This is a genomic window from Methyloceanibacter sp. (assembly GCF_050726195.1).
Taxonomy (GTDB): domain Bacteria; phylum Pseudomonadota; class Alphaproteobacteria; order Rhizobiales; family Methyloligellaceae; genus Methyloceanibacter.
The window spans coordinates 16830-38192 of sequence record NZ_JBOHJC010000003.1 but is presented as its reverse complement, the minus strand read 5'-3'; the positions used below and the strand labels follow the sequence as shown (position 1 = coordinate 38192).

The window sequence follows — 21363 nt, the reverse complement described above, 5'->3', positions numbered from 1 at the left end:
GGCGATGCAGACCAACTTCAATGCGCTCCAGCTTGGCGACCCGACCATCGCCCGCGCCGATGAGATCATTCGCCGCTGCGTCCATTGCGGCCTGTGCACCGCGACCTGCCCGACCTATGTGCTGACCGGGGACGAGCGCGACAGCCCGCGCGGCCGCATCTACCTGATGAAGCAGATGTTCGAGAGTCGCGAGGTGACCGCCTCGACGGTTCACCACATCGACCGCTGTCTCTCGTGCCTTGGCTGCATGACGGCCTGCCCGAGCGGCGTCGACTACATGCACCTCGTCGATCTCGCCCGCGTCCGCATCGAGCAGCGCGCGCACCGCGGGACCAAGCAGCGCGCCACGCGCTGGCTGTTGAGCCGCGTGCTGCCCAACCCGCGGCGCTTCCGCTTCATGCTGGTGCTCGGCTGGTTCATGAAGCCGTTTCGCAACCTGTTCGCCAAGATGGGTTTCCGCCGGATCGCCGCGGCGCTCAATCTGGTGCCGCGCGGCGCGCTGAAGATGAAGGTCTTGAAGCCGAAGTCGGCACTCAATCCCGACGCCCCACAAGCCAAGCGCGTGGCGTTGATGTTGGGCTGCGTGCAGGAGGTGCTGGCGCCGCAAATCAACATTGCCGCCATCCGCCTCCTCAAGCGTCATGGCGTCGACGTCGTCATCGTCAAGGACGAGGCCTGCTGCGGCGCGCTCGTCCATCATCTCGGCCGGGAGGAGGAAGCACGGGACTTCGCCCGCCGCAATATCGACGCCTGGACCGCCGTGATGCGCGAGCGCCTGCTCGACGCCGTGATCGTCACCGCCGGCGGCTGCGGCACCATGCTCAAGGACTACGGCAATTTGCTCGCCCGCGACCGCGGCTACGCGGAACGTGCGGCGTATGTTTCGGGGCTGGCCCGCGACATCACTGAGTTCCTCGACGACATCGGCCTCAATCCTCCAGTGATGTGGACCGGCCTGAAACTGGCCTACCACTCCGCCTGCTCGCTCCAGCACGGCCAGCGCCTCGACGAGCTGCCGCGGGCTCTGCTCGAACAGGCGGGGTACACCCTGGTCGACATTCCGGAAGGGCATCTCTGCTGCGGCTCGGCGGGCAGCTACAACATTCTCGAGCCGGAGCTGTCCGGGGAGCTGCGCGAACGGAAGCTGCGGAACATTGACCGCATCAAGCCCGATGTCATCGTCACCGGCAATATCGGCTGCATGGCCCAGCTCCAGGGCGGCACGGAGGTGCCCTTCGTGCATACCGTCGAGCTGCTCGATTGGGCGACCGGCGGCCCCTGTCCTCCTTCCCTCATCAAGATGAAGGATAGCGCCCATCCCATCGAGGCCCTGGTGGAGATGGCCAGGATGAGCGCCAAGGAACGCGAGTTCGCCGACTAAGCCTTTATCCCACTCTCCTTCGTCATGCCCGGCCTTGTGCCGGGCATCCAATAGGGCGTTGCCAACCTTCAGGGCGCCGGGATTCGCGGCAGGACATCATTGGATGGCCGGCCTTCGCCCGCCGAAGCAATTGGCTAGCGACCTCGGCGAAAAGGCTTCGGCCCGCGTAGGCGGGACAAGCCCGGCCATGACGAAGGAGAAGGCGAGGCGCGGCCTTGTTTCAAGCCACCGTTGCTTGCTGGGCTGGGATCGATGGGTTAGAACGCGGCGGCTGGAGCCCCTGTCGAATCAGCCGAAATTCCCATGAGCAAGAAAGACGCAAGCCCTCGCCCAGAGGCCCGCCTGCCGAAGGGTTTGCAGGACATTTCGGCGCAGGAGATCCGCGCCACCGAAGCGATGCTCGGCACGATCAGAGGCGTGTTCGAGAGGTACGGCTTCGAGCCGCTGGATACGCCCGCCATCGAATATACCGACGCGCTCGGCAAGTTCCTGCCCGACCAGGACCGGCCCAATGAGGGGGTGTTCTCCTTCAAGGACGACGACGAGCAGTGGCTGTCGCTGCGCTACGATTTGACCGCGCCGCTCGCCCGCTACGTGGCCGAGAACTACCAGACCCTGCCAAAGCCCTTCCGCCGCTATCAGTCGGGGTTCGTGTGGCGTAACGAGAAGCCGGGCCCCGGCCGCTTCCGCCAGTTCATGCAGTTCGACGCCGACACCGTGGGCGCCGCGTCGGTCGCCGCCGACGCCGAGCTGTGCATGCTCGCCGCCGACACCTTGGAGGCGCTCGGCGTCCCGCGCGGCGAATATGTGGTCAAGGTCAGCAACCGGAAGCTGCTCGATGGCGTCATGGAAGTGATCGGCCTCGCCGGCGATCACGCGCGCAAGCTCAAGGTCCTGCGCGCCATCGACAAGCTCGATCGTCTCGGGATCGAAGGCGTCCGCCAATTGCTCGGCAAGGGACGCAAGGACGAGAGCGGCGACTTCACGCCTGGCGCCGAGTTGAACGGAGAGGACATTGAAGCCGTGCTGCTTTTCACCGAGGGAACAGGCGACGGCAACAGCACGGACTTCTTCGAGCGCCTCGGTAAGCTCTTCGCCGAGAAAAATGCCGCGACTGGCACCGAAGGGCTGAACGAACTGGTCGCCCTGTTCGATCTCGTCAAGAAGGCCAACAGCGAGGCGCGGATCCTTCCTGACCCTTCCGTTGTGCGCGGGCTCGAGTATTACACCGGCCCCGTGTTCGAGGCGGAACTCCTCGCGCCGATAAAAGACGAGCGTGGCCAACCCATCAGGCTCGGCTCGGTGATGAGCGGCGGCCGCTACGATGGCCTGGTCGAGCGCTTCACCGGCGAGAGGGTGCCTGCGACCGGCATCTCCGTCGGCGTGTCGCGGCTTCTGTTCGGCCTCCAACGCCTCGGCAAGTTCCAGGAGAACGCAGCGCAAGGCCCCGTGGTCGTGCTCGTGTTCGACAAGGACCGCATGGCCGACTACCAGAACATGGCGCAGAGCTTACGCGCGGCGAACATCCGCGCCGAGCTTTATCTCGGGTCGTCCGGCATGAAGGCGCAGATGAAATATGCCGACCGCCGCGGCGCCCCGTGCGTGGTCATTCAGGGCGGCGACGAGAAAGCGCGCGGCGAGGTGCAGATCAAGGATTTGATCCTGGGCGCCACGCTCACCGGCATCGAAGACCGCGACGAATACCTAAAGAGGCAGACCGAAGCACAGTTTGCCGTGCCTGAGGAAGACCTCGTCAAGGCCGTCCGCAAAGTCCTCTCCCGCCACAAAGCGTAGGCGTCATGGCCGCTGAGTCCGCACAGAATTTCGAGGCTCTCGAAGCACAAGCCCGTGCGCTGCTCGATTTGTTCGCGCGCGCAGGCTACGAGCCGGTGGCGCCGTCGATCATCCAGCCCGCCGGCGTGTTCCTCGACCAGATCGGCGAGCAGGTGCGGGGTCGCACCTACGTGTTCACCGACCTCGCCGGCGAGGAGCTGTGTCTGCGCCCCGACCTGACCGTGCCGGTGTCGCGGCTCTATCTGGAGCGGCACCCGAAAGCCGATAGACCTGCGCGCTATTGCTATAACGGCCCGGCCTTCCGCTTCCAGCCGCTGGGCCCCAGCCGCACCCACCCGCGCGAGTTCCGCCAGGCGGGCATCGAGTGCTTCGGCGCTGCCGACAAGGAGAGCGCCGATATCGAGATTGTGCTGCTCGCGGTGGGGGCGGTGCGGAGCGCCGGCTTGCGCGACTATGGGCTCCGCTTCGGCGACATCGCGCTGTTCTATGCGCTGATCGATGCGCTTTCGCTGCCCGAGCGCTGGCGCTTCAAGCTCCGCCACTATTTTTGGCGTCCGCCGGTGTTCCATGCGCTCTTGAACCGGCTCGCCAAGGGCGATCGCCCCGAAGGCGACGGCCTGCCTCAAGTGCTCACCGCCGCGCTCGCCGGCACGACGCCCGAGCGCGCCGAGGAACTGGTGGCGGCCTACCTGGAGAAGCAGGATATTCCGCTCGCCGGTAACCGCACCTTGAGCGAGATCGCCGAGCGGCTGCTCGATCATGCCGCCGATCTCCGCGCCGACAAGCTGCCGAAAGAGGTGGCGACTATCATCGACTACTATCTCGCCGTCGCGGCGCCGCCGCGCGAGGCGGTGGACAAGGTCGCCATGATCGCCCGCGGCGCGGGCCTCGACATCGACGCGGGCCTCGATGCCGCCTTGCGCCGGTTCGACCGGCTGGCGCGGGACGGCATCGACCTCGGCCGCGCCATTTTCGCCACCGAGTTCGGCCGCAAGCTCGAATATTACTCGGGCCTCGTGTTCCAGATCGAAGGCGCCGGGCTCGACGAGACGGAGCCGGTCGCCGGCGGCGGCCGTTACGATGGGCTGCTAAGCGCGCTCGGCGCGCGGCGCGACGTGCCTGCCGTGGGTTCGGCCATTCACACCGAGCGCCTGCTCGCCGCCGTGGAAAGGGCCGCGCCATGACCGCGCCGGCACTCGTCATCGCCGTCCCTTCCAAGGGACGCCTCAAGGACCAGGCCGCCCGCATGTTCGAGCAGGCCGGCATGCCTTTGCGCGTCAAGGGCCACGAACGCGGCTATCGCGGTCAGCTTGAGGGTCTCGATCGCGTCGAGGTGGAATACACCTCGGCCGCGGAAATCGTGCACCAGCTGAAGGCGGGCCGCGTCCATCTCGGCATCACCGGCGAGGATCTGATCCGCGAGACCTTGGCCGACGTGGACGGGACGGTCGAATTTCTGGCGCCGCTCGGCTTTGGCCACGCCGACGTCGTGGTGGCGGTTCCCGATTGCTGGCTCGACGTATCGCGCATGGCCGACCTCGAGGACGTCGCCGCGCAGTTCGCGCGGGCGCACGGCCGCCGGCTGCGCGTCGCCACCAAATACATGAACCTGACCCGCCGGTTCTTCGCTCGAATGGGCGTCACCGGCTACCGCATCGTCGAGAGCGTCGGCGCCACCGAGGCGACACCGGCCACCGGCACGTCGGAGCTGATCGTCGATATCACCACCACCGGCACGACGCTGCGAGCCAACCGCCTCAAAGTGCTGGAGGATGGCCTGATTTTGAAGAGCCAGGCGCATCTCCTGGCCTCCCGCGTCGCCACCTGGACTCCAGCCGCCGCCAAGCTGCGCGACAAGATCCTGGTGCGGCTTTCCAGCAATTGAAGGCTCGTCATGGCCGGGCTTGTCCCGGCCATCCACGATTTATCAGTGGCACGGCGCAAAAATCGTGGATGCCCGGCCCAAGGCCGGGCATGACAGGTTCATGGTGAAAGGGAGCCTGATAGCGAGCGCCGACGAGAGTGGTTACTCTCCGTGCCCATGCTGATTCGCTTGGGCGTGGCGGCCGTCATTACCCTCGGACTTGTCGGCGGCGCAGTCGCGGCGCCGTCCCGCATCATCATCCTGCGCCACGGCGAGAAGGCCGACGACTGGAGATTGTGCGAGGTGGGGCAGCAGCGGGCCCAAGCCCTCAAGCTGAACTATCTCGGCAAGGACGCGGCGAAATCGCTATTTGAAGACGGCGAGCCGCCGGCCTATTTCTTCGCCATCACTCTGCACACTGCCGAGCTGGCCGCGCCCGCGGTGCAAAGCTGGAACAAGCCGCTCATCTTCTATTCGGCGTTGCCGCAGGACAGCGAGAAGGTCTTTGTGGACCTGGTCGCCGCGCGCACTCGAGAGGCCGCCGCCAATATCCTCACCAACCCGGCGCTCAAGGGCAAGACCGTGGTGATGGTGTGGGAGCATCACCACATCGCCGACGCCGAGCTCGACGCCAAGCATGAGGGCGATGCTGCGGTCACGCTCCGCCAGCTGTTCAATCTCGATATTCTGCCCGGCGTGCCGAAGACCTGGCCCGAGGAGACCTTCGACTATTTCTGGATCGTCGACTTCCCCGACAACTCGAACGTGCCGTCGAAATTCACCATGATGAAGCAGGAGTTCGGCACGTCGTTTCCCAACGTCCCGGCGAACGATTGGGGTGAGCCGGACGGGCTCGATGCAGCGAGCGGCTGCGTGGCGAAGAGCAAAGACTAGGCGGGCGGAAGCGCAGCCTCGCGCTCGGCCTCTTCCCGCGCGATCTCGGCGCTCTCCGTCGCTTTGTCGGTTTCGGTCAGACGATGCAGGCCCGGCGTCACCGGCGCGAGGTGGAAGAACCGCCCGTGGAACTGGACGAGGCTCGAGCGGTGGCCGATGGAGACGATCGCCGAGTCAGGCAGCCGCGCGATCAAGAGGCGATAGAGGTCGGCTTCGGAACTCTCGTCGAGCGCGCTCGTCGCCTCGTCGAGAAACAGCCATTGCGGCCTTTGCAGAAGGGCGCGGGCGATGGAGAGGCGCTGCTGCTCGCCGCCTGAGAGCTTGTCCGCCCAATAGGCCGTGCTGTCGAGCTGGTCTCGTAGCGCCTCGAGTCCCACCGCCTCGAGCACTTCGTCGATTTCTTCGGAACTGAACGCATCCTGCGGACCGGGATAGGCAAGCGCGCCGCGGAGCGTGCCGAGCGGGAGATAAGGCCGCTGCGGCAGCACGAGCACGCTCGCCCCTTCGGGGATGCGCACCACGCCCGTCCCGAACGGCCACACGCCGCCGAGCGCGCGGAACAGGCTCGTCTTGCCCGCCCCCGACGGGCCGGTCACCAGGATGCGCTCGCCCGGCGCGATGACGAGGTCGGAGAGATGCACGATCTCTCGACCGCTGGGCAGGCCGACGCTGAGCTGCTCGACGTGGAGCGTGCCCGCGCCATCGCTGATGAACTCGACCCGTGGCGCGGTTGCATCGAGACCTTGCGCCCAATCGATCGACGCCTCGAAGCCGGAAAGCCGGTCGAGCACCGCCTTCCAGTCGGCGATGCTCGAATAGGCGGTGACGAAGAAGGAGAGCGCGCTCTGCACCTGGCTGAACGCCTGCGCGATCTGCATCAGCCCGCCGAGCGTCAAGGTCCCGAAGAAATAGACCGGGCTTACCACCAGGAACGGGAAGATAATGGCCACTTGGTTGTAGCCGGCGGTGAGAAAGGTGAGCTTCTTGGTCCGGCTCATGATGCCGTACCAGTTCTTGACCACGTGGCCGAAGCGGTCGCGCAGCCGCTCCTCCTCGGCCGGCTCGCCGGCGAGCAAGGTCACCTCCTCGGCGTTCTCGCGCAACCGCACGAGGCTGAAGCGGAAGTCGGCCTCGTAGCGCTGCTGGTCGAAGTTGAGCTTGATGAGCGGACGCCCGACGAGATGCGTCACCCACGTGCCGACGATGGCGTAGACGAGCGCGGCCCACACCAGATAGCCAGGGATTTGGTAGGAGGCATCGCCGATCATCAGCGGCGTCGCCGCCGATAGGTTCCACAGGATCACGATGAAGGAAATCAGCGTGACGATGGAGCCGAGCAGCGCGATGCCGATGTCGAGCGTCCAGTTGATGAATAGGCGAATATCGTCGGCAATACGCTGGTCGGGGTTGTCGGCCTCGTCGCCCTTGAGCCGCATGCGGTAATGCGTGCCCTGCGCCAGCCAGCGCCCAAGATAGGCTTGCGTGAGCCAGCCGCGCCAGCGGATCTGCAGCCATTGCTGGAGGTAGAGCTGGTAGACCGCGGTGATGATGAAGAACACGGCGAGCACGGTGAACACGCCGAACTGGTAGATGAACGTGTTCCAGTCCTTGTCCTGAAGCGCCGTGTAGAACGTGTTGTACCAGGCGTTGAAGCGGACGTTCAGCCAGACCTGGAACAGCTGAAGCGCGATGACGACGAGCAGCAGCCCGCGCCCCCACCACCGGTCCTCGGAGCGGAAATAGGGAAAGGCGATGCGGGCGAACTCGTTGGCCGTGTTGCGGAATTTCGCCATGTGGCGGGGCGACCCCAAAGCTCGGCTCCCTTTGGCGGGAGCGGTTTGAAATGTGCGCGACGATAGGGCCAAAATCGGGCGCGCGGAAAATTACGTTTGCGTAAGGCTTGAAGGAATTGGCCGGTTCCTGGCCCTCTGGCAGGGGCGGCCAACGGCCGCAGCAGCCAAGAAATGGCCCCCGGCGCCCCGCGGCTTCGCCTCCTTTCACCAACAGCGCGCCGGTCGGGACTACCCAAACAGGTAGTGCGGTTAGCCTTGTCTCCTTGTAATTTGTCGCGCGCAGGCATCTCGCGCAAGAGTTGCCGACAACAAGAATAAAGTTCGACAGGCCGGCGCCGAACTTGCCCGGTCCTCGCTTCCCAAGGAGGAGGCCGCCCCATGACCACCGTCGTCTCGACCGTGCCGTTCGTGATGACGACCTCCTCGTTGAGCTTCTTGGCCGACCTTGTCGCCATCAGTGAGGCGGGTGACCTAAGCGTCGATGAGGCCACGCCGACCTCCTATGTCGTCAGCAGCGCCACCTTGGGCATCACCTGGCAAGCGACCGGCACGGACTTCGGATATACTGAGTTTCAGCCTCCCGGGTCGAATCCCCCGCACGATCTTCTCATCAGCGGAACCGTGACCGGCATTGAGGTGACCAAGCCTGGCGGCGGCTATGAGCTGTCCGACATGTCGGTCACCTGGCCCGTCGACATCATTGTTGACCCCTTCGCGGTCGACACGGGCGGCCCAATATTTGGCGGCGACGACACGATCACCGGGTCTGAGTCCGGCGAAATTGCGCCTGGTTTCAACGATTTTCTTAGGGGTTTTGACGGCAACGACACCATCGATGGCGGCGGCGGCAACGACATCATCTTTGGCGGCAACGGCAACGACATCCTCAATGGCGGCGGCGGAAATGACCTGATCGTTGGCGACAATGAGGCTGGCGGGACCGGCAACGACACCATCGATGGCGGCGCCGGGGATGACAACATTATTGGCGGGGATGGCGCCAACGTTCTGACGGGCGGGCTCGGCGCAGATACTTTCTTGGGCCGCCTTGCCGACCTTGCCGGCGACCGCATCACCGACCTCAGCAGCATCGACACGATCAACATCGCGGACTTCGCGCTTGGTTCGGAGCTGTTCCAACTGATGTCCGCAGGCCCTGATACCGAGCTTCAAATCGACAGCGACAACAACGGCAGCTTTGAAACGATCATCACGCTGACGGGGATCATTACCGGCGCGATCACCGCCCTGGGAAACGGCACCGGCGGCACCTTGGTAACCATCGATGTGCCCAACATCGCGCCCGTCGCCAATGCCGACGCGCGCGCGGTCAACGAATACGCCACCGTCAACGGCAACCTAATCCTTGGCGACGCTTTCGGGGGGATTGCCGATACCGACGCGGAGGGCGACGCGCTCGCCGTTTCCGCCATCGACGGCGGCATTGTCGGCCAGGCCTTGGCCGGCGACCATGGCACGCTGACCCTCAATGCCAACGGCTCCTACACCTATGTGGCCAACCTCGCCGAGCCGCTCGCCGTCGGCGCCGTCGTGCAAGACGTGTTCACCTATACCGTCTCCGACGGCAACGGCGGGACCGACACCGCGACCCTCGCCATCGACGTCACCGGCGTCGCCACCGGCACGGCCGCGGCCAATCATCTCCTCGGCAATGCCGACGCCAACACGCTCTTTGGACTTGGCGGCAACGACAGGCTCGAAGGCGCGGAAGGCAACGACACGCTTATCGGCGGCGCCGGCAAGGACCTTCTGTTCGGCGGCGACGGCCGCGACCTGTTCGACTTCAACGCGATCAGTGAGAGCAAGAAGGGCGCCCAGCGCGACCAGATCCTCGACTTCACGCGCGGCAACAACATTGTCGGCGACGACATCGACCTCAGAACCATCGATGCCCAGACCGGTGGGGGCAATCAGGCCTTCAAGTGGATCGGCAAGCAGGGCTTCCACAATAAGAAGGGCGAGCTGCGCTACATCGACAAGGGCGCGAGCGTGATCGTCCAGGGCGACGTCAACGGCGACGGCAAGGCCGACTTCGAGATCTTCGTCAATGTCGGCGCCCTCGGCAAGGGCGACTTTGTCTTGTAGCGCCCAAGCAGGACCGCAGAAAGCAAATAGCGCACCAAGTGGAACGCTTACGCGATCCTGTTGCCATCAAGTGAAATTGCAGCAAAATCTTTAACGTCTCTGACAGGACCAACAACTATTCTGTTGTCGGTTTCGGAGAGAGACTACGCCTTCGCGTCCGAAGGAGTAGCGAAATCCAATTCCAATAATAAACGATTCAATTCGAGCTGACGTACACGCGCCCCGAAGCGTAACGGGGATGGCCTTGCGGCGCGCTGGTGGAACGAGCGTAGCTGGAGGCCGTCATGGCGGTGACCAACGACTGGGTTGGCAGTATCAGCGGTGACTACAATCTAAACGTCAACTGGGACCCGCCCGATGGCCCTCCGTTGGCCACCGCGAATTTCGACGCCGACTCCCTGGCAACCACCGTCACCGTCACAGCGATCTCTTCGGTTGCCGATTGGAACATCTCTGCCCAGAACTTCACCTTCAACATCAATGCAGACTTCACCTTCCACGGCGCCGGCATCAATGTCACGAGCGGCAGCGCCAATATCGCCAACAATAGCCAGCTCATTTTCATCAACAACACCACGGCCGGCAGCGCCACCATCACCACCACGGCCGGCGCGATCACCACTTTCGCCGGCATTTCGAACGGCGGCGATGCGGCCCTCGTCGCCAATGCCGGCGGCACGGTCGACTTCTCGCAGAGCATTTTCAGCGGCGGCCAGCTCACCGCAGGCTCGATCGCCGGCGCGGGCGACTACAATCTCGGCGACAACACGCTGACGGTCGGCAGCAACGACGCTTCGACCATCGTCAGCGGCACGATCAATGACGGCGGCATCGCCGGCGGCACCGGCGCCTCTCTCGTCAAGACCGGCACCGGCACGCTGACCCTCTCGGGCACCAACACCTATACCGGCGGCACCACAATCAGCGCCGGCACGCTGATCGGCGACACCGGCAGCCTGCAAGGTGACATCACCAACAACGCGGCGGTCGTGTTTACGCAGGCGTTTAGCGGCACTTATGCAGACGATATTGGGGGCACCGGCAGCCTGACCAAGGGCGGCGCCGGCACCGTCACGTTAACCGGGATCAACAGCTACACCGGCGCCACCATCATCAGTGACGGCACCTTGCAGATCGGCAATGGCGGAACGACCGGCGCGATCGACATCAACACCGACGTCACGATCGACTCGGGCACGCTTGCCTTCAACCGCTCGGGCTTTGCGACCCTTAATGGCGACATCACCGGCGACGGAAGCCTGACCATAGACGGTGGCATCAGTCTGACGCTCGGGGGCAACAATAGTTATAGCGGCGGCACCACTGTATCCGCGGGGAGCACGCTGCGCGGCAACGCCCTCGCCGTGCAAGGCGATATCGACAATGACGGAAGCGTGGAGTTCTTCCTGAATTTTGTCTCCAGCTATGACGACGTCATTTCCGGCACCGGCAGCGTCACCATGCTAAGTACCCAATTGCTGACCTTGACCGGCAACAATACCTATACGGGCGGCACGATTCTCGACGCCGGCACCTTGCAAATCGGCAATGGCGGCACAACGGGTGCGATCTCCGATAGCAGCGACATCGCCAATGGCGGCACACTCATCTTCAACCGGTCGAACGACTACACCTATGGCGGCGACATCTCCGGCACCGGTGCTGTCGAGCAGAACGGCACCGGCACGACCATTCTGACCGGCGCCAACACCTACACCGGCGGCACGACGGTCAGCGCCGGCATTCTGACCGGCGACAGCGACAGTCTCCAGGGCGGCATCGTCAATGGCTCGGTCGTCGTGTTCGATCAGGACTTCGCAGGGACGTACGCCGGCAACATGTCGGGCACGGGCACGCTGACCAAAGACGGCACCGGCAATCTCACCCTGCTGGGCAGCAACGACTACACCGGTGCCACTACGGTAATTGCCGGCACCTTGACCGGCACCACCGAAAGCCTGCAAGGCAACATCCTCAATAACGCGTCGGTGGTGTTCGATCAGGATTTCGGCAGCTTCTACGCCGGCGACATGGACGGCACCGGCAGCCTGACCAAGACGGGCGACGGCAGTGTCGACCTCCAGGGCAACAACACCTATACGGGGGTCACCAATCTCAGCGGCGGCACCCTCCGCGTTGCGGACGATTCCAACCTCGGCACGGGCGCCATCGTCTTCACCAACAACGCGAGATTGTCCGTTCTCGTCAATGGTACGATCGACAACGCCATCACCCTCGGCGCCGGCGGCGGCAATATCGATACGAGCGCGTTCGGCGCCACGTTTTCAGGCATTATCGGCGGCAGCGGCCAGCTGACCAAGACTGCCAACTCAGCGCTCACGCTGACCAATACGAACACCTACACCGGCACCACGAACATCGACGAAGGCGCGCTGATGCTGTCCGGGATCGGCAGCATCGCCAATTCGAGCGTTAACGTCGCCGGAGGCGCCGCCTTCGACATTTCTGGCCTCACTGGCATTGGAGCCTCCATCCAGGGCCTGGGGGGAAGCGGCGACGTCGACCTTGGGGACAAGATTCTGAACGTCACTGCCGGGAGTGGCGACTTCTCCGGCGCCATCGACGGCGCCGGCGGTGGCCTCACCTTGAGCGGCGGCACGCAGACGCTGTCGGGTAACAACACTTATACCGGCAACACCACCATCAACGGCGGCACGCTGCTGGTCGAGGGCTCGATCGACGACAGCGCTCTGACCACGGTCGGCAATGGCGGCACGCTTGGCGGCAACGGCGCAACAGGCAACGTGACCGTCAACAATGGCGGCACGCTTGCGCCCGGCGCCAGCGCCGGCATTCTCAGCACGCTCAACGTCGTCATGACGGCCGGAGCGAGCTTCTCCATCGAGCTCGACGGCACGACGGCAGGCACGGGATACGATCAGCTCGACGTGGAGGGAACGGTCAGTCTCGGCGGCGCGACCCTCGACGCCAGTCTCGGCTTTGCCCCAGGCGCCGGCGACCAATTCATTATCATCGACAATGACGGCAGCACGGCAGATGGCACGGCAGACCCTGTCCAAGGCACCTTCGACGGCCTGGCCCAGGGCGCCGAGTTCCTGATCGGCAACCGCTTCTTCATCATCGACTACGCCGGCGGCGACGGCAACGATGTCGAGCTGACTGCGGCCGGCGCCATCATCAACGGCACCAACGCGGCCAACACGATCAACGGCGCGCAGACGGTAGCCGGCCAGCCCTTCGCCACCCAGTTCCGCGACGTCATCAATGGCAAGAACGGTAACGACAAGATTTCCGGCCTTGGCGGCGACGACATCTTGATTGGCGGCAACGGCAACGACAAGCTGTTCGGCGATGCCGGCAAGGATGTGCTCAACGGCGGCAGGGGCAAGGACGTCCTCAGCGGCGGCGCCGACAAGGACTTCTTCGACTTCGACTCCATCAAGGACAGCGTGGTCGGCAACCAGCGCGACAAGATCATGGATTTCAAGCACAGCCAGCACGACAAGATCGACCTGAGCGGTATCGATGCCAAGACGGGCTCCGGCAATCAGGCCTTCAAGTGGATCGGCAAGAGCGACTTCCACGACAAGAAGGGCGAGCTGCGCTACGAGGACAAGGGCTCCAAAGTCATCGTCCAGGGCGACGTCAACGGCGACGGCAAGGCCGACTTCGAGATCTTCGTCAATGTCGGCAGTCTCGCCAAAGGCGACTTCGTCTTGTAGGGACTATCCTTCGGACCGGGCCTTGCGCTGCGCCCTAAGGCGCGCCTCTCACCTGCGGTCGTCCCGGTGGTCGGCGAGGTCGCGCAAGGCCGCGGTGACGAGCCGCAAGAGCTCCGCCTGGCGCCGCGTGCCGGTCCGCGCGTAGGCCGTCTTCAGGTGAAAGCGCACCGTGTTCATGGAGATGCCGGTCTGCTCGGCATAGAGCGCGAGGCTCTCGCCGTTGGCGAGTGCCGCGACCATGTTGGCCGCGGCAACCGGCATGCTGAACAGCGCGGCGATCAGCTGAGGCGCCGACGGTTCCCGGGAGAGCGGGTCGTGGATCACGTAAAGCACGCCGCGCCTGGCCTGACTACCATTGTCGAGCCCGTCATCGAGCACGAACGGCGCGACGAAGGCGAGATAAGACGGCTTGCCGCCCGCGCGGGGGATGCGGGCAACGCCGCCCGCGCCGCCAGCCTTAACGTCGGCCGCGAGCTGCGTCAGGCGATGATTGGCGGCGCGGTCGAGCACGTAGGGCCGCCCCTGCCGGTCGATCGCCAGCCCGTCGTTGGCCCGCCCCATGGAAGCCGCGGCGGCGTTGACGAACAGCGAACGGTTCTCGTCATCTAACCCAATCACGCCGGCCGCCAGCCGCTCGCAAGCCTCCGAAAGAGCCACCGCCTTGCGATCCAGCGAAAGGAAGGCGCGGCGGAGCTGCAGCGCCCGCGACAGATGCGGCATGAGCGCTTGAAGCTTGGCGATGTCGTCATCGTCGAAGGCCTTGCGCTCCGGCGCGCGGTGCAGCCCGACCAAGGCGAAGCGGCCGTTGGTCGAGGCGAGCGTCCCGCCCAGACACTCCTCGAGACCGAGCGGGCGGAAGAATTCGCCGAGGAACGCGCTGGGCCGGCGGTACTCCTCCGGCAGCAGGCGACGAGTGGGAATTGCGGTGCCCGCCGGACGTGCAATGAAGGCCGGCGGCGCCGGATCGATCAGAGCGAAATCGCGGTGATAGCGCTCAAGGGCCTCACCCGAATAGACGCCGATAGCAGCCTGCACCGAAACCTCTGGGCGCGCCGCGTCGAAATCGAGCAAGACGGCGGAGGGCACCTCGAACAAGGTGCAGAGCACGTTCAAAGCCTGATCGAACTCCGCCCGGTCGCGCACGCCGAGATAGAGAGCGTCGAGAAACTGCGCCTCGCGGTCTTGCATGGGGTTAACCGCCTGAAATCCCGGCTGTTAGCTTACCAGATCGTCCTCATAAAAAGCCTAGACCCACCTGAATGGGTAGTCTGTGAGCCCCCTCACTGTGTACCGTCCCACTGCCCGCAACTTTTACAACATCTGCCGGTACCAAAAGGAAGCTTTTGGAAAAGTAGCTCAATCCCGTGAAGGGGCCGCTGGCTGGCGCCCCAGCGGCTTTGCCGGAGAGAGTAGAGGTAATGGCCACTCTGGCGGTTACCACCCACCTCGACAGCGTCGATGCGGGCGACGGGGCTCTGTCCGCGCGTGAAGCGCTGGCCAGGCGAACGCCGGCGACACGATCACCGTCGCCACCATCGAAATTTGGGTTGATGTCAGCGCCCTCGGCAAAGGCGATTTCGTGTTAAGGCCGCTTGCCTTCCCATCTGTCTCGGTAAGCGAAATATTCCGCAGAATCCCCAACTTTCTATCATTGGTTAACGGCGCATTTCTGTGTTGTCAGGGTTGCGCCGAGCCACTAGGCTACGCGCCAGACGGGTGGCGAACAGCCCGAAAAGCATAGCGATTCATAGGCGTCTTCTAGCGATTCAAGGGCGTCTTTTAGCGATTCATAAGCGCTTTAAGGCGGCGGGGGAGCCTTTGCGGCGCGTGGCGGGAAGTAACGTGGGAGGTGCGTGATGGCTGCGACGAACACTTGGGTTGGCGCAACTAGCGACTACAACCTTCTAACAAATTGGAGCCCGCCCGACGGGCCGCCGACCGTCACGGCCATCTTCGTTGATATCGACGAACTCCTCTTTGCGACCAGCCTCACCTTCTCGTCCGCGAGCACCAGTGTCGGCGCTTGGACCTTCAACGCCGACGCCGACGAATACGACTTCACCATTGCCTCGAGCCAAGCCTTCACCTTCCAGGGCACGGGCATCACCAATGCCAGCGCCAACGACCAGGACATCTTCGTTGACGGCAACGGCACGCTGACCTTCAACGGCGCGAGCACCGCCGCCAACAATACCGGCACCGGCGGCACCATCATCTAGAACGCCGGCTTCGTGATTTTCAACAGCACGAGCACCGCCGGCCAGGCCGACATTCTCAACGACGGCCTCGTGCAGTTCAACAATTCCAGCACCGCCGGCAGCGCCCTCATCCAAACCGGGGACGGCGCGCTGGTGCAGTTCCTCGGCACCAGCAATGGCGGCAACGCCACATTCGTCAACACCGGCACCGGCACGGTCGATTTCTCCGGCACCACCGGAACCAACAACGACAACCAGATCACCGCCGGCTCGATCGACGGCGGCGGCAGCTTCGTGCTCGGCGCCAACACGCTGACCGTGGCCGACGGCGACGGTTTCACCGTGAGCGGCGTCATCTCCGGCGTCGGCGGCTCGCTCGCGCTCACGAGCGGCACGCTCACGCTCTCCGCCGCCAACACCTATAGCGGCACGACCACCGTCGACGGCGGCACGCTCGAGCTTGGCGACGGCGGCTCGATCATGACCGACGTCACGGTCAATACCGGCGCAGTTTTCGCATTCAACAAGACAGCGCTTGGCGACTCACCGTTCGGCTTCGACGGCATCATCACCGGTGCGGGCGGGGTCACCAAGCTCGGCGACGGCGTCGTCAATCTCACCGCCGTCAATACCTATGAGGGCAGCACCACCATAAGCGATGGCACCTTGGCGCTCGGCGCCACCGGCAGCATCGAAGATTCGAGCGTCGTAAACGTCGCTGGCGGCGCCACCTTCGACATTTCCGCCACGACCGGCGCCTCCATCGTGGACCTTGAGGGCAACGGCACGGTCGAGCTTGGCGACGAGACCCTGACCCTGACCGACGCCCTCGCCGCGACCATCTTTTCCGGCGTGATCCAGGGCACCGGCGGCCTCACGCTCATCGGCGACAGCAGCGAGACACTCACCGGCGCCAACACCTATACCGGCGCCACTACCCTCAATGCCGGCACGCAATTGTTCCTCAATGCCGGCGGCAGCATCGCGGCCTCCGAGGTCGTCACCGTAGACGGGACCCTCAACATCCTCGCGCACACTGGCGGCGCCTCCATCACGAGCCTGGCTGGAGCGGCTACCGGCAGCGTGGTCCTCGGCGTCAACACGCTGACCTTGACCGCTGCCGACGACACCTTTGCCGGCGTCATCTCCAGCATCGGCGGTGGGCTCACCGTCGAAGGCGGAACCCAGACCCTGTCCGGCGTCAACACCTATTCCGGCGCCACGGCCATCGACGCCTTGGGATCGCTATTCCTCTCGGGCAGCGGCAGCATCTCGCAATCGAGCGTGGTCACCGTCGACGGCCTCTTCGATATTGACGGCACCACATCCGGCGCGTCCATCACGTCCCTCGCCGGCGCCGGCGAGGTCAATCTCGGCAACGAGACCCTCGACATCACCGCCGCCGCCGACACCTTCAGCGGCGCCATCATGGGCACCGGCGGCAGCGTTGCGATCACCGGCGGCACGCAGACTTTCTCGGGCATCAACACCTATACCGGCACGACCACGATCAGCGGCGATGCCACCTTGTCGATCGGCGCCGACACCAACGTGGGCGTCGGTGCCGTCATCTTCAATGACGGCACGCTCGACCTCACCGCCGCGTTCACTCTCGACAACGCCGTCACCCTCGGCGCCGGCGGCGGCACCATCGATACCAGCGTCGCGGGCGACGACACGTTCTCGGGTGTCATCAGCGGTGCCGGCCCCCTGACCAAGACCGGTCCCGCCACGCTCACCCTGACCGGCATCAACAGCTATACCGGCGCCACCAACATCGACGAAACCACCTTGGCGCTGATGGGGACCGGCAGCATCGCCCAGTCGAGCGTCGTTGATATCGCCTTGGATGCCACCTTCGACATCTCCGGGCTCGCGCCTGGCGACGGCACGTCCATCAGGGACCTGCAAGGCAGCGGAAACGTCGATCTCGGCGATAAGACTCTCGCCCTCACGGCTGCAACCGCGGCCGCGTTCTCCGGTGTGATCGACGGCACCGGCGGGATCGACCTCCTTGGTGGAACGGAGACATTCACGGGCATCAACACCTATGATGGCGCCACCTTCATCGATGAAGGCGCGACATTGGGGCTGACCAGCACTGGCAGTATCGCCCAGTCCAGCACCGTCACCGCTGACGGCACCTTCAATATCTCCGGCGTCGACGATCCCGGCACCGACATCGTCAGCCTTGACGGTGGCGGCTCGGTTGTTCTCGGCATAAAGACTCTGACTCTGACCAACGCCAACGGCGCTTTTGGCGGCGTCATCGGCGGCACAGGCGGCCTCACCCTTGACGGCGGCACCGAAATCCTGACCGGCGCCAACACCTATACCGGCCTCACCACCATCAATGACGGCATCCTGCAAATCGGCAATGGCGGCGCCATCGGCTCGATCACCGACGACGGCGGCGTGCTCATCGGCGTCAATGGCGAGCTCGAATTCAACCGCTCCAACAATCTCACGTATGGCGGCGTGATCGACGGCGGCGGCACGTTGACCAAGGAGGGCGCCGGCAATCTGACCTTGACCGGCGCGAATACCTATACCGGCGGCACCAACGTGGCCGCCGGCACCTTGACCGGCACCACCAACAGCCTGCAAGGCGACATCCTCAACAATGCCGCCCTGGTGTTTTCGCAGGCCTTCGCCGGTGACTATGACGGCGTCATCGACGGCACCGGCACCGTGACCAAGAACGGCGTCGGCATTCTGACCCTGACCGGCGTCAACGACTATACCGGCAACACCACCATCAATAACGGGACGCTGCTGGTCGAAGGCTCGATCGCGGACAGCGCTGTGACGTTCGTCACCAACAACGCCACGCTTGGCGGCAGCGGCACGGTCGGCGATGTCCTGGTGCAGAACGGCGGCACTTTGGCGCCCGGCGCGAGCACCGCTATCCTCTCCACCGATTCCGTCACCTTCCAATCGTCAGCGGCGATGTTCTCTGTCGAGCTAAACGGCACCACGGCGGGTACGGACTACGACCAGCTCCACGTGTCTGCAACCGGCGAGGTCAATCTCTCCAACGCCACGCTAGAGGGAACGCTCGGCTTCGCTCTGACCGGAGCCGCCTCATTCGTCATCATCGACAATGACGGTGTCGACCCGATCGTCGGCACGTTTGCCCAGGGCGGCGCGATCCTGATCGGCAACCGGTTCTTCACCATCGACTACACCGGCGGCGACGGCAACGACGTCGAACTGTTCACCGCCGGCGCCATCATCGCCGGCAATTCTGCCGCCAACATCATCAATGGCTCAAGCTCGGTAGGCTCACAGCCCTTCGCCACTAACTTCCGCGACATCATCAGCGGCAATGGCGGCAACGACACCATCTTCGGTCTCGGCGGCAACGACACCTTGAACGGCAACAACGGCGACGACACCCTGCGCGGCGGCGACGGCAACGATGTGCTGACCGGCGGCAGGGGCAAGGATATCCAGTTCGGCGATGCCGGCCGCGACTTCTTCGACTTCAACTCGATCAAGGACAGCGTGGTCGGCGGCAAGCGCGACAAGCTCATGGATTTCAGCCGTGGCCAAGACGACATGATCGACCTGCGCGGCATTCCCGGCAAGTTCAAGTTCATCGGCAAGGACGACTTCAGCGACACGAAGGGCGAGCTGCGCTACGAGGACAAGGGCTCGAAGGTCATCGTCCAGGGCGACACCAATGGCGACGGCAAGGCCGATTTCGAGATCTTCGTCAACATCGGCAGCCTGGTGAAGAGCGACTTCTTCTTGTAGGCCGCCGTAGCCCGGGTGAAGCGAAGCGTAACCCGGGAATAATCGATGGAATGCCCCCCGGATTTCGCTGCGCTCCATCCGGGCTACAAAGCGAAGGGCCGCTCCGATGGAGCGGCCCTCGTCACGTCTTGAGCCTGGATCGGCCGCGATTGCAGCCGGTGTGCAGCCTACATCCTACATCATGTCCATGCCGCCCATGCCGCCGCCCGGCATGCCATGGGAATGACCGTCGGCAGTCCTCTTCGGCGCCTCGGCCACGCCCGCCTCGGTGGTGACCAGGAGGCCGGCCACCGACGCCGCGTCCTGGATGGCGGTGCGCACCACCTTGGCGGGATCGATGATGCCCTTCTGGATCAGGTCGACGTAAGCGTCGTTCTGGGCGTCGTAGCCATAGGACGGCGACTTCTGCTCCAGCACCTTGCCGACCACGATCGAGCCCTCGACGCCGGCGTTCTCGGCGATCTGCCGGATCGGCGATTGCAGCGCCTTGCGCACGATGTTGATGCCGGCGTCCTGGTCCTCGTTGTCGCCCTTGGTCTTGAGCGCCTTCGAGGCCCATAGCAGCGCCACGCCGCCGCCCGGCACGATGCCTTCCTCGACGGCCGCGCGGGTCGCGTTCAGCGCGTCGTCGACCCGGTCCTTCTTCTCCTTCACCTCGATCTCGGTGGCGCCGCCGACCTTGATCACCGCCACGCCGCCGGCAAGCTTGGCCAACCGCTCCTGCAGCTTCTCGCGGTCGTAGTCGGAGGTGGTGTCCTCGATCTGCTGCTTGATCTGACCGATGCGCGCCTCGATGTCGGGCTTCTTGCCGGCGCCATGGACGATGGTGGTGTCGTCCTTGGTGATCGACACGCGCTTCGCCTTGCCGAGCATCTGCACCGTGACGTTCTCGAGCTTGATGCCGAGGTCCTCGGAGATCAGCTCGCCGCCGGTCAAGACGGCGATGTCCTGAAGCATGGCCTTGCGGCGGTCGCCGAAGCCCGGCGCCTTGACCGCGGCCACTTTCAGGCCGCCGCGCAGCTTGTTGACCACGAGCGTGGCCAGCGCCTCGCCCTCGACGTCCTCGGCGATGACGAGCAGCGGCCGGCCCGACTGCACCACCGACTCCAAGAGCGGCAGCATGGCCTGCAAGCCCGACAGCTTCTTCTCGTAGATGAGGATGTACGGGTTCTCTAGCTCCGCCACCATCTTCTCGGCGTTGGTGATGAAATAGGGCGAGATATAGCCGCGGTCGAACTGCATGCCCTCGACCACTTCGAGCTCGCTGTCGAGGCTCTTGGCCTCCTCGACCGTGATCACGCCCTCGTTGCCGACCTTCTTCATCGCCTGGGCGATCATGTCGCCGATCGACTTCTCGCCGTTGGCGGAGATGGTGCCGACCTGGGCGATCTCGGCCGAGCCGCTCACCACCTTGGACTGCTTCCTGATGGTCTCGACCACGTCGACCACCGCCTTGTCGATGCCGCGCTTCAGATCCATCGGGTTCATGCCAGCGGCCACCGCCTTCAGGCCCTCGCGCACGATGGCTTGCGCCAGCACGGTGGCGGTCGTGGTGCCGTCGCCGGCGGTGTCGTTGGTCTTCTGGGCGACTTCCTTCAGCATCTGCGCGCCCATGTTCTCGAACTTATCCTCGAGCTCGATCTCCTTGGCGACGGTGACGCCGTCCTTGGTCGAGCGCGGCGCGCCGAACGACTTCTCGAGGATCACGTTGCGGCCCTTGGGGCCGAGCGTGATCTTCACGGCGTTGGCGAGGACGTCGACGCCGCGCAGCATGCGCTCGCGGGCGTCGGCGGCGAATTTCACGTCTTTAGCTGCCATTGGAATTTTCTCCGGTTCTTGTCCGCACCCCCAAGAGGCCGGCTGAGCCGGC

The 21363-nt window shown here is 64.5% G+C and carries 12 protein-coding genes; 9 read left to right on the top strand and 3 right to left on the bottom strand.

What is annotated here, in order from left to right:
* The first annotated feature begins 4 nt into the window (after positions 1-4).
* From glcF to ACRECX_RS02700, 5 genes are all read left to right on the top strand, one after another.
* Entirely contained in the window at positions 5-1381 is a 1377-nt protein-coding gene (gene glcF / locus ACRECX_RS02720; protein WP_431557280.1) for a glycolate oxidase subunit GlcF, read from the top strand.
* Positions 1382-1684: 303 nt separating this feature from the next.
* On the top strand, positions 1685-3175 hold the full coding sequence (gene hisS / locus ACRECX_RS02715; protein ID WP_431557279.1) for a histidine--tRNA ligase: 1491 nt from the start codon (positions 1685-1687) through the stop codon (positions 3173-3175).
* Between the two features lie 5 nt (positions 3176-3180).
* On the top strand, positions 3181-4359 hold the full coding sequence (locus tag ACRECX_RS02710; RefSeq protein WP_431557278.1) for an ATP phosphoribosyltransferase regulatory subunit: 1179 nt from the start codon (positions 3181-3183) through the stop codon (positions 4357-4359).
* On the top strand, positions 4356-5060 hold the full coding sequence (hisG, locus tag ACRECX_RS02705) for an ATP phosphoribosyltransferase (RefSeq protein WP_431557277.1): 705 nt from the start codon (positions 4356-4358) through the stop codon (positions 5058-5060). Before ACRECX_RS02710 ends, hisG begins: the two co-directional genes overlap by 4 nt.
* Positions 5061-5216: 156 nt before the next feature.
* Positions 5217-5933: a histidine phosphatase family protein gene (locus tag ACRECX_RS02700; protein WP_431557276.1), complete on the top strand. Its 717-nt coding sequence runs from the start codon at positions 5217-5219 to the stop codon at positions 5931-5933.
* Here ACRECX_RS02700 and ACRECX_RS02695 read toward each other — a convergent pair.
* Positions 5930-7726 (bottom strand): ABC transporter ATP-binding protein/permease, encoded by a 1797-nt coding sequence (locus tag ACRECX_RS02695; RefSeq protein WP_431557275.1) that lies wholly within the window; start codon positions 7724-7726, stop codon positions 5930-5932. The two genes, ACRECX_RS02700 and ACRECX_RS02695, sit on opposite strands and share 4 nt — an antisense overlap.
* Positions 7727-8104: 378 nt before the next feature.
* Between ACRECX_RS02695 and ACRECX_RS02690 the strand changes: the two genes are divergently transcribed.
* Positions 8105-9832, top strand: a complete 1728-nt coding sequence (locus ACRECX_RS02690; RefSeq protein ID WP_431557274.1) for an Ig-like domain-containing protein — start codon at positions 8105-8107, stop codon at positions 9830-9832.
* A gap of 284 nt (positions 9833-10116) precedes the next feature.
* Positions 10117-13536, top strand: coding sequence for an autotransporter-associated beta strand repeat-containing protein (locus ACRECX_RS02685; RefSeq protein ID WP_431557273.1), 3420 nt, complete (start codon positions 10117-10119; stop codon positions 13534-13536).
* Positions 13537-13584: 48 nt separating this feature from the next.
* Here the strand turns inward: ACRECX_RS02685 and ACRECX_RS02680 are convergent, their stop codons facing one another.
* Positions 13585-14724 carry a helix-turn-helix transcriptional regulator gene (locus ACRECX_RS02680; protein ID WP_431557272.1) on the bottom strand — a complete coding sequence of 380 codons (1140 nt, stop codon included), beginning with the start codon at positions 14722-14724 and terminating at the stop codon, positions 13585-13587.
* A 668-nt stretch (positions 14725-15392) separates the two neighbouring features.
* On the opposite strand from ACRECX_RS02680, the gene ACRECX_RS02675 reads away from it, so the two are divergent.
* The gene (locus tag ACRECX_RS02675) at positions 15393-15755 is read left to right on the top strand and encodes a hypothetical protein (RefSeq protein ID WP_431557271.1); all 363 of its coding nucleotides are present in this window, start codon (positions 15393-15395) and stop codon (positions 15753-15755) included.
* 12 nt (positions 15756-15767) lie between these two features.
* A complete protein-coding gene (locus tag ACRECX_RS02670; protein WP_431557270.1) occupies positions 15768-19493 on the top strand; it encodes an autotransporter-associated beta strand repeat-containing protein in 3726 nt (1241 codons plus the stop codon).
* Between the two features lie 174 nt (positions 19494-19667).
* Here the strand turns inward: ACRECX_RS02670 and groL are convergent, their stop codons facing one another.
* The gene (gene groL / locus ACRECX_RS02665; RefSeq protein WP_431557269.1) at positions 19668-21311 is read right to left on the bottom strand and encodes a chaperonin GroEL; all 1644 of its coding nucleotides are present in this window, start codon (positions 21309-21311) and stop codon (positions 19668-19670) included.
* Between the last annotated feature and the right edge of the window lie 52 nt (positions 21312-21363).

Bases quoted from the DNA above. Each gene is read 5' to 3' on its own strand.
- glcF (WP_431557280.1), top strand. From the start codon at position 5: ATGCAGACCAACTTCAATGCGCTCCAGCTTGGCGACCCGACCATCGCC.
- hisS (WP_431557279.1), top strand. From the start codon at position 1,685: ATGAGCAAGAAAGACGCAAGCCCTCGCCCAGAGGCCCGCCTGCCGAAG.
- ACRECX_RS02710 (WP_431557278.1), top strand. From the start codon at position 3,181: ATGGCCGCTGAGTCCGCACAGAATTTCGAGGCTCTCGAAGCACAAGCC.
- hisG (WP_431557277.1), top strand. From the start codon at position 4,356: ATGACCGCGCCGGCACTCGTCATCGCCGTCCCTTCCAAGGGACGCCTC.
- ACRECX_RS02700 (WP_431557276.1), top strand. From the start codon at position 5,217: ATGCTGATTCGCTTGGGCGTGGCGGCCGTCATTACCCTCGGACTTGTC.
- ACRECX_RS02695 (WP_431557275.1), bottom strand. From the start codon at position 7,726: ATGGCGAAATTCCGCAACACGGCCAACGAGTTCGCCCGCATCGCCTTT.
- ACRECX_RS02690 (WP_431557274.1), top strand. From the start codon at position 8,105: ATGACCACCGTCGTCTCGACCGTGCCGTTCGTGATGACGACCTCCTCG.
- ACRECX_RS02685 (WP_431557273.1), top strand. From the start codon at position 10,117: ATGGCGGTGACCAACGACTGGGTTGGCAGTATCAGCGGTGACTACAAT.
- ACRECX_RS02680 (WP_431557272.1), bottom strand. From the start codon at position 14,724: ATGCAAGACCGCGAGGCGCAGTTTCTCGACGCTCTCTATCTCGGCGTG.
- ACRECX_RS02675 (WP_431557271.1), top strand. From the start codon at position 15,393: ATGGCTGCGACGAACACTTGGGTTGGCGCAACTAGCGACTACAACCTT.
- groL (WP_431557269.1), bottom strand. From the start codon at position 21,311: ATGGCAGCTAAAGACGTGAAATTCGCCGCCGACGCCCGCGAGCGCATG.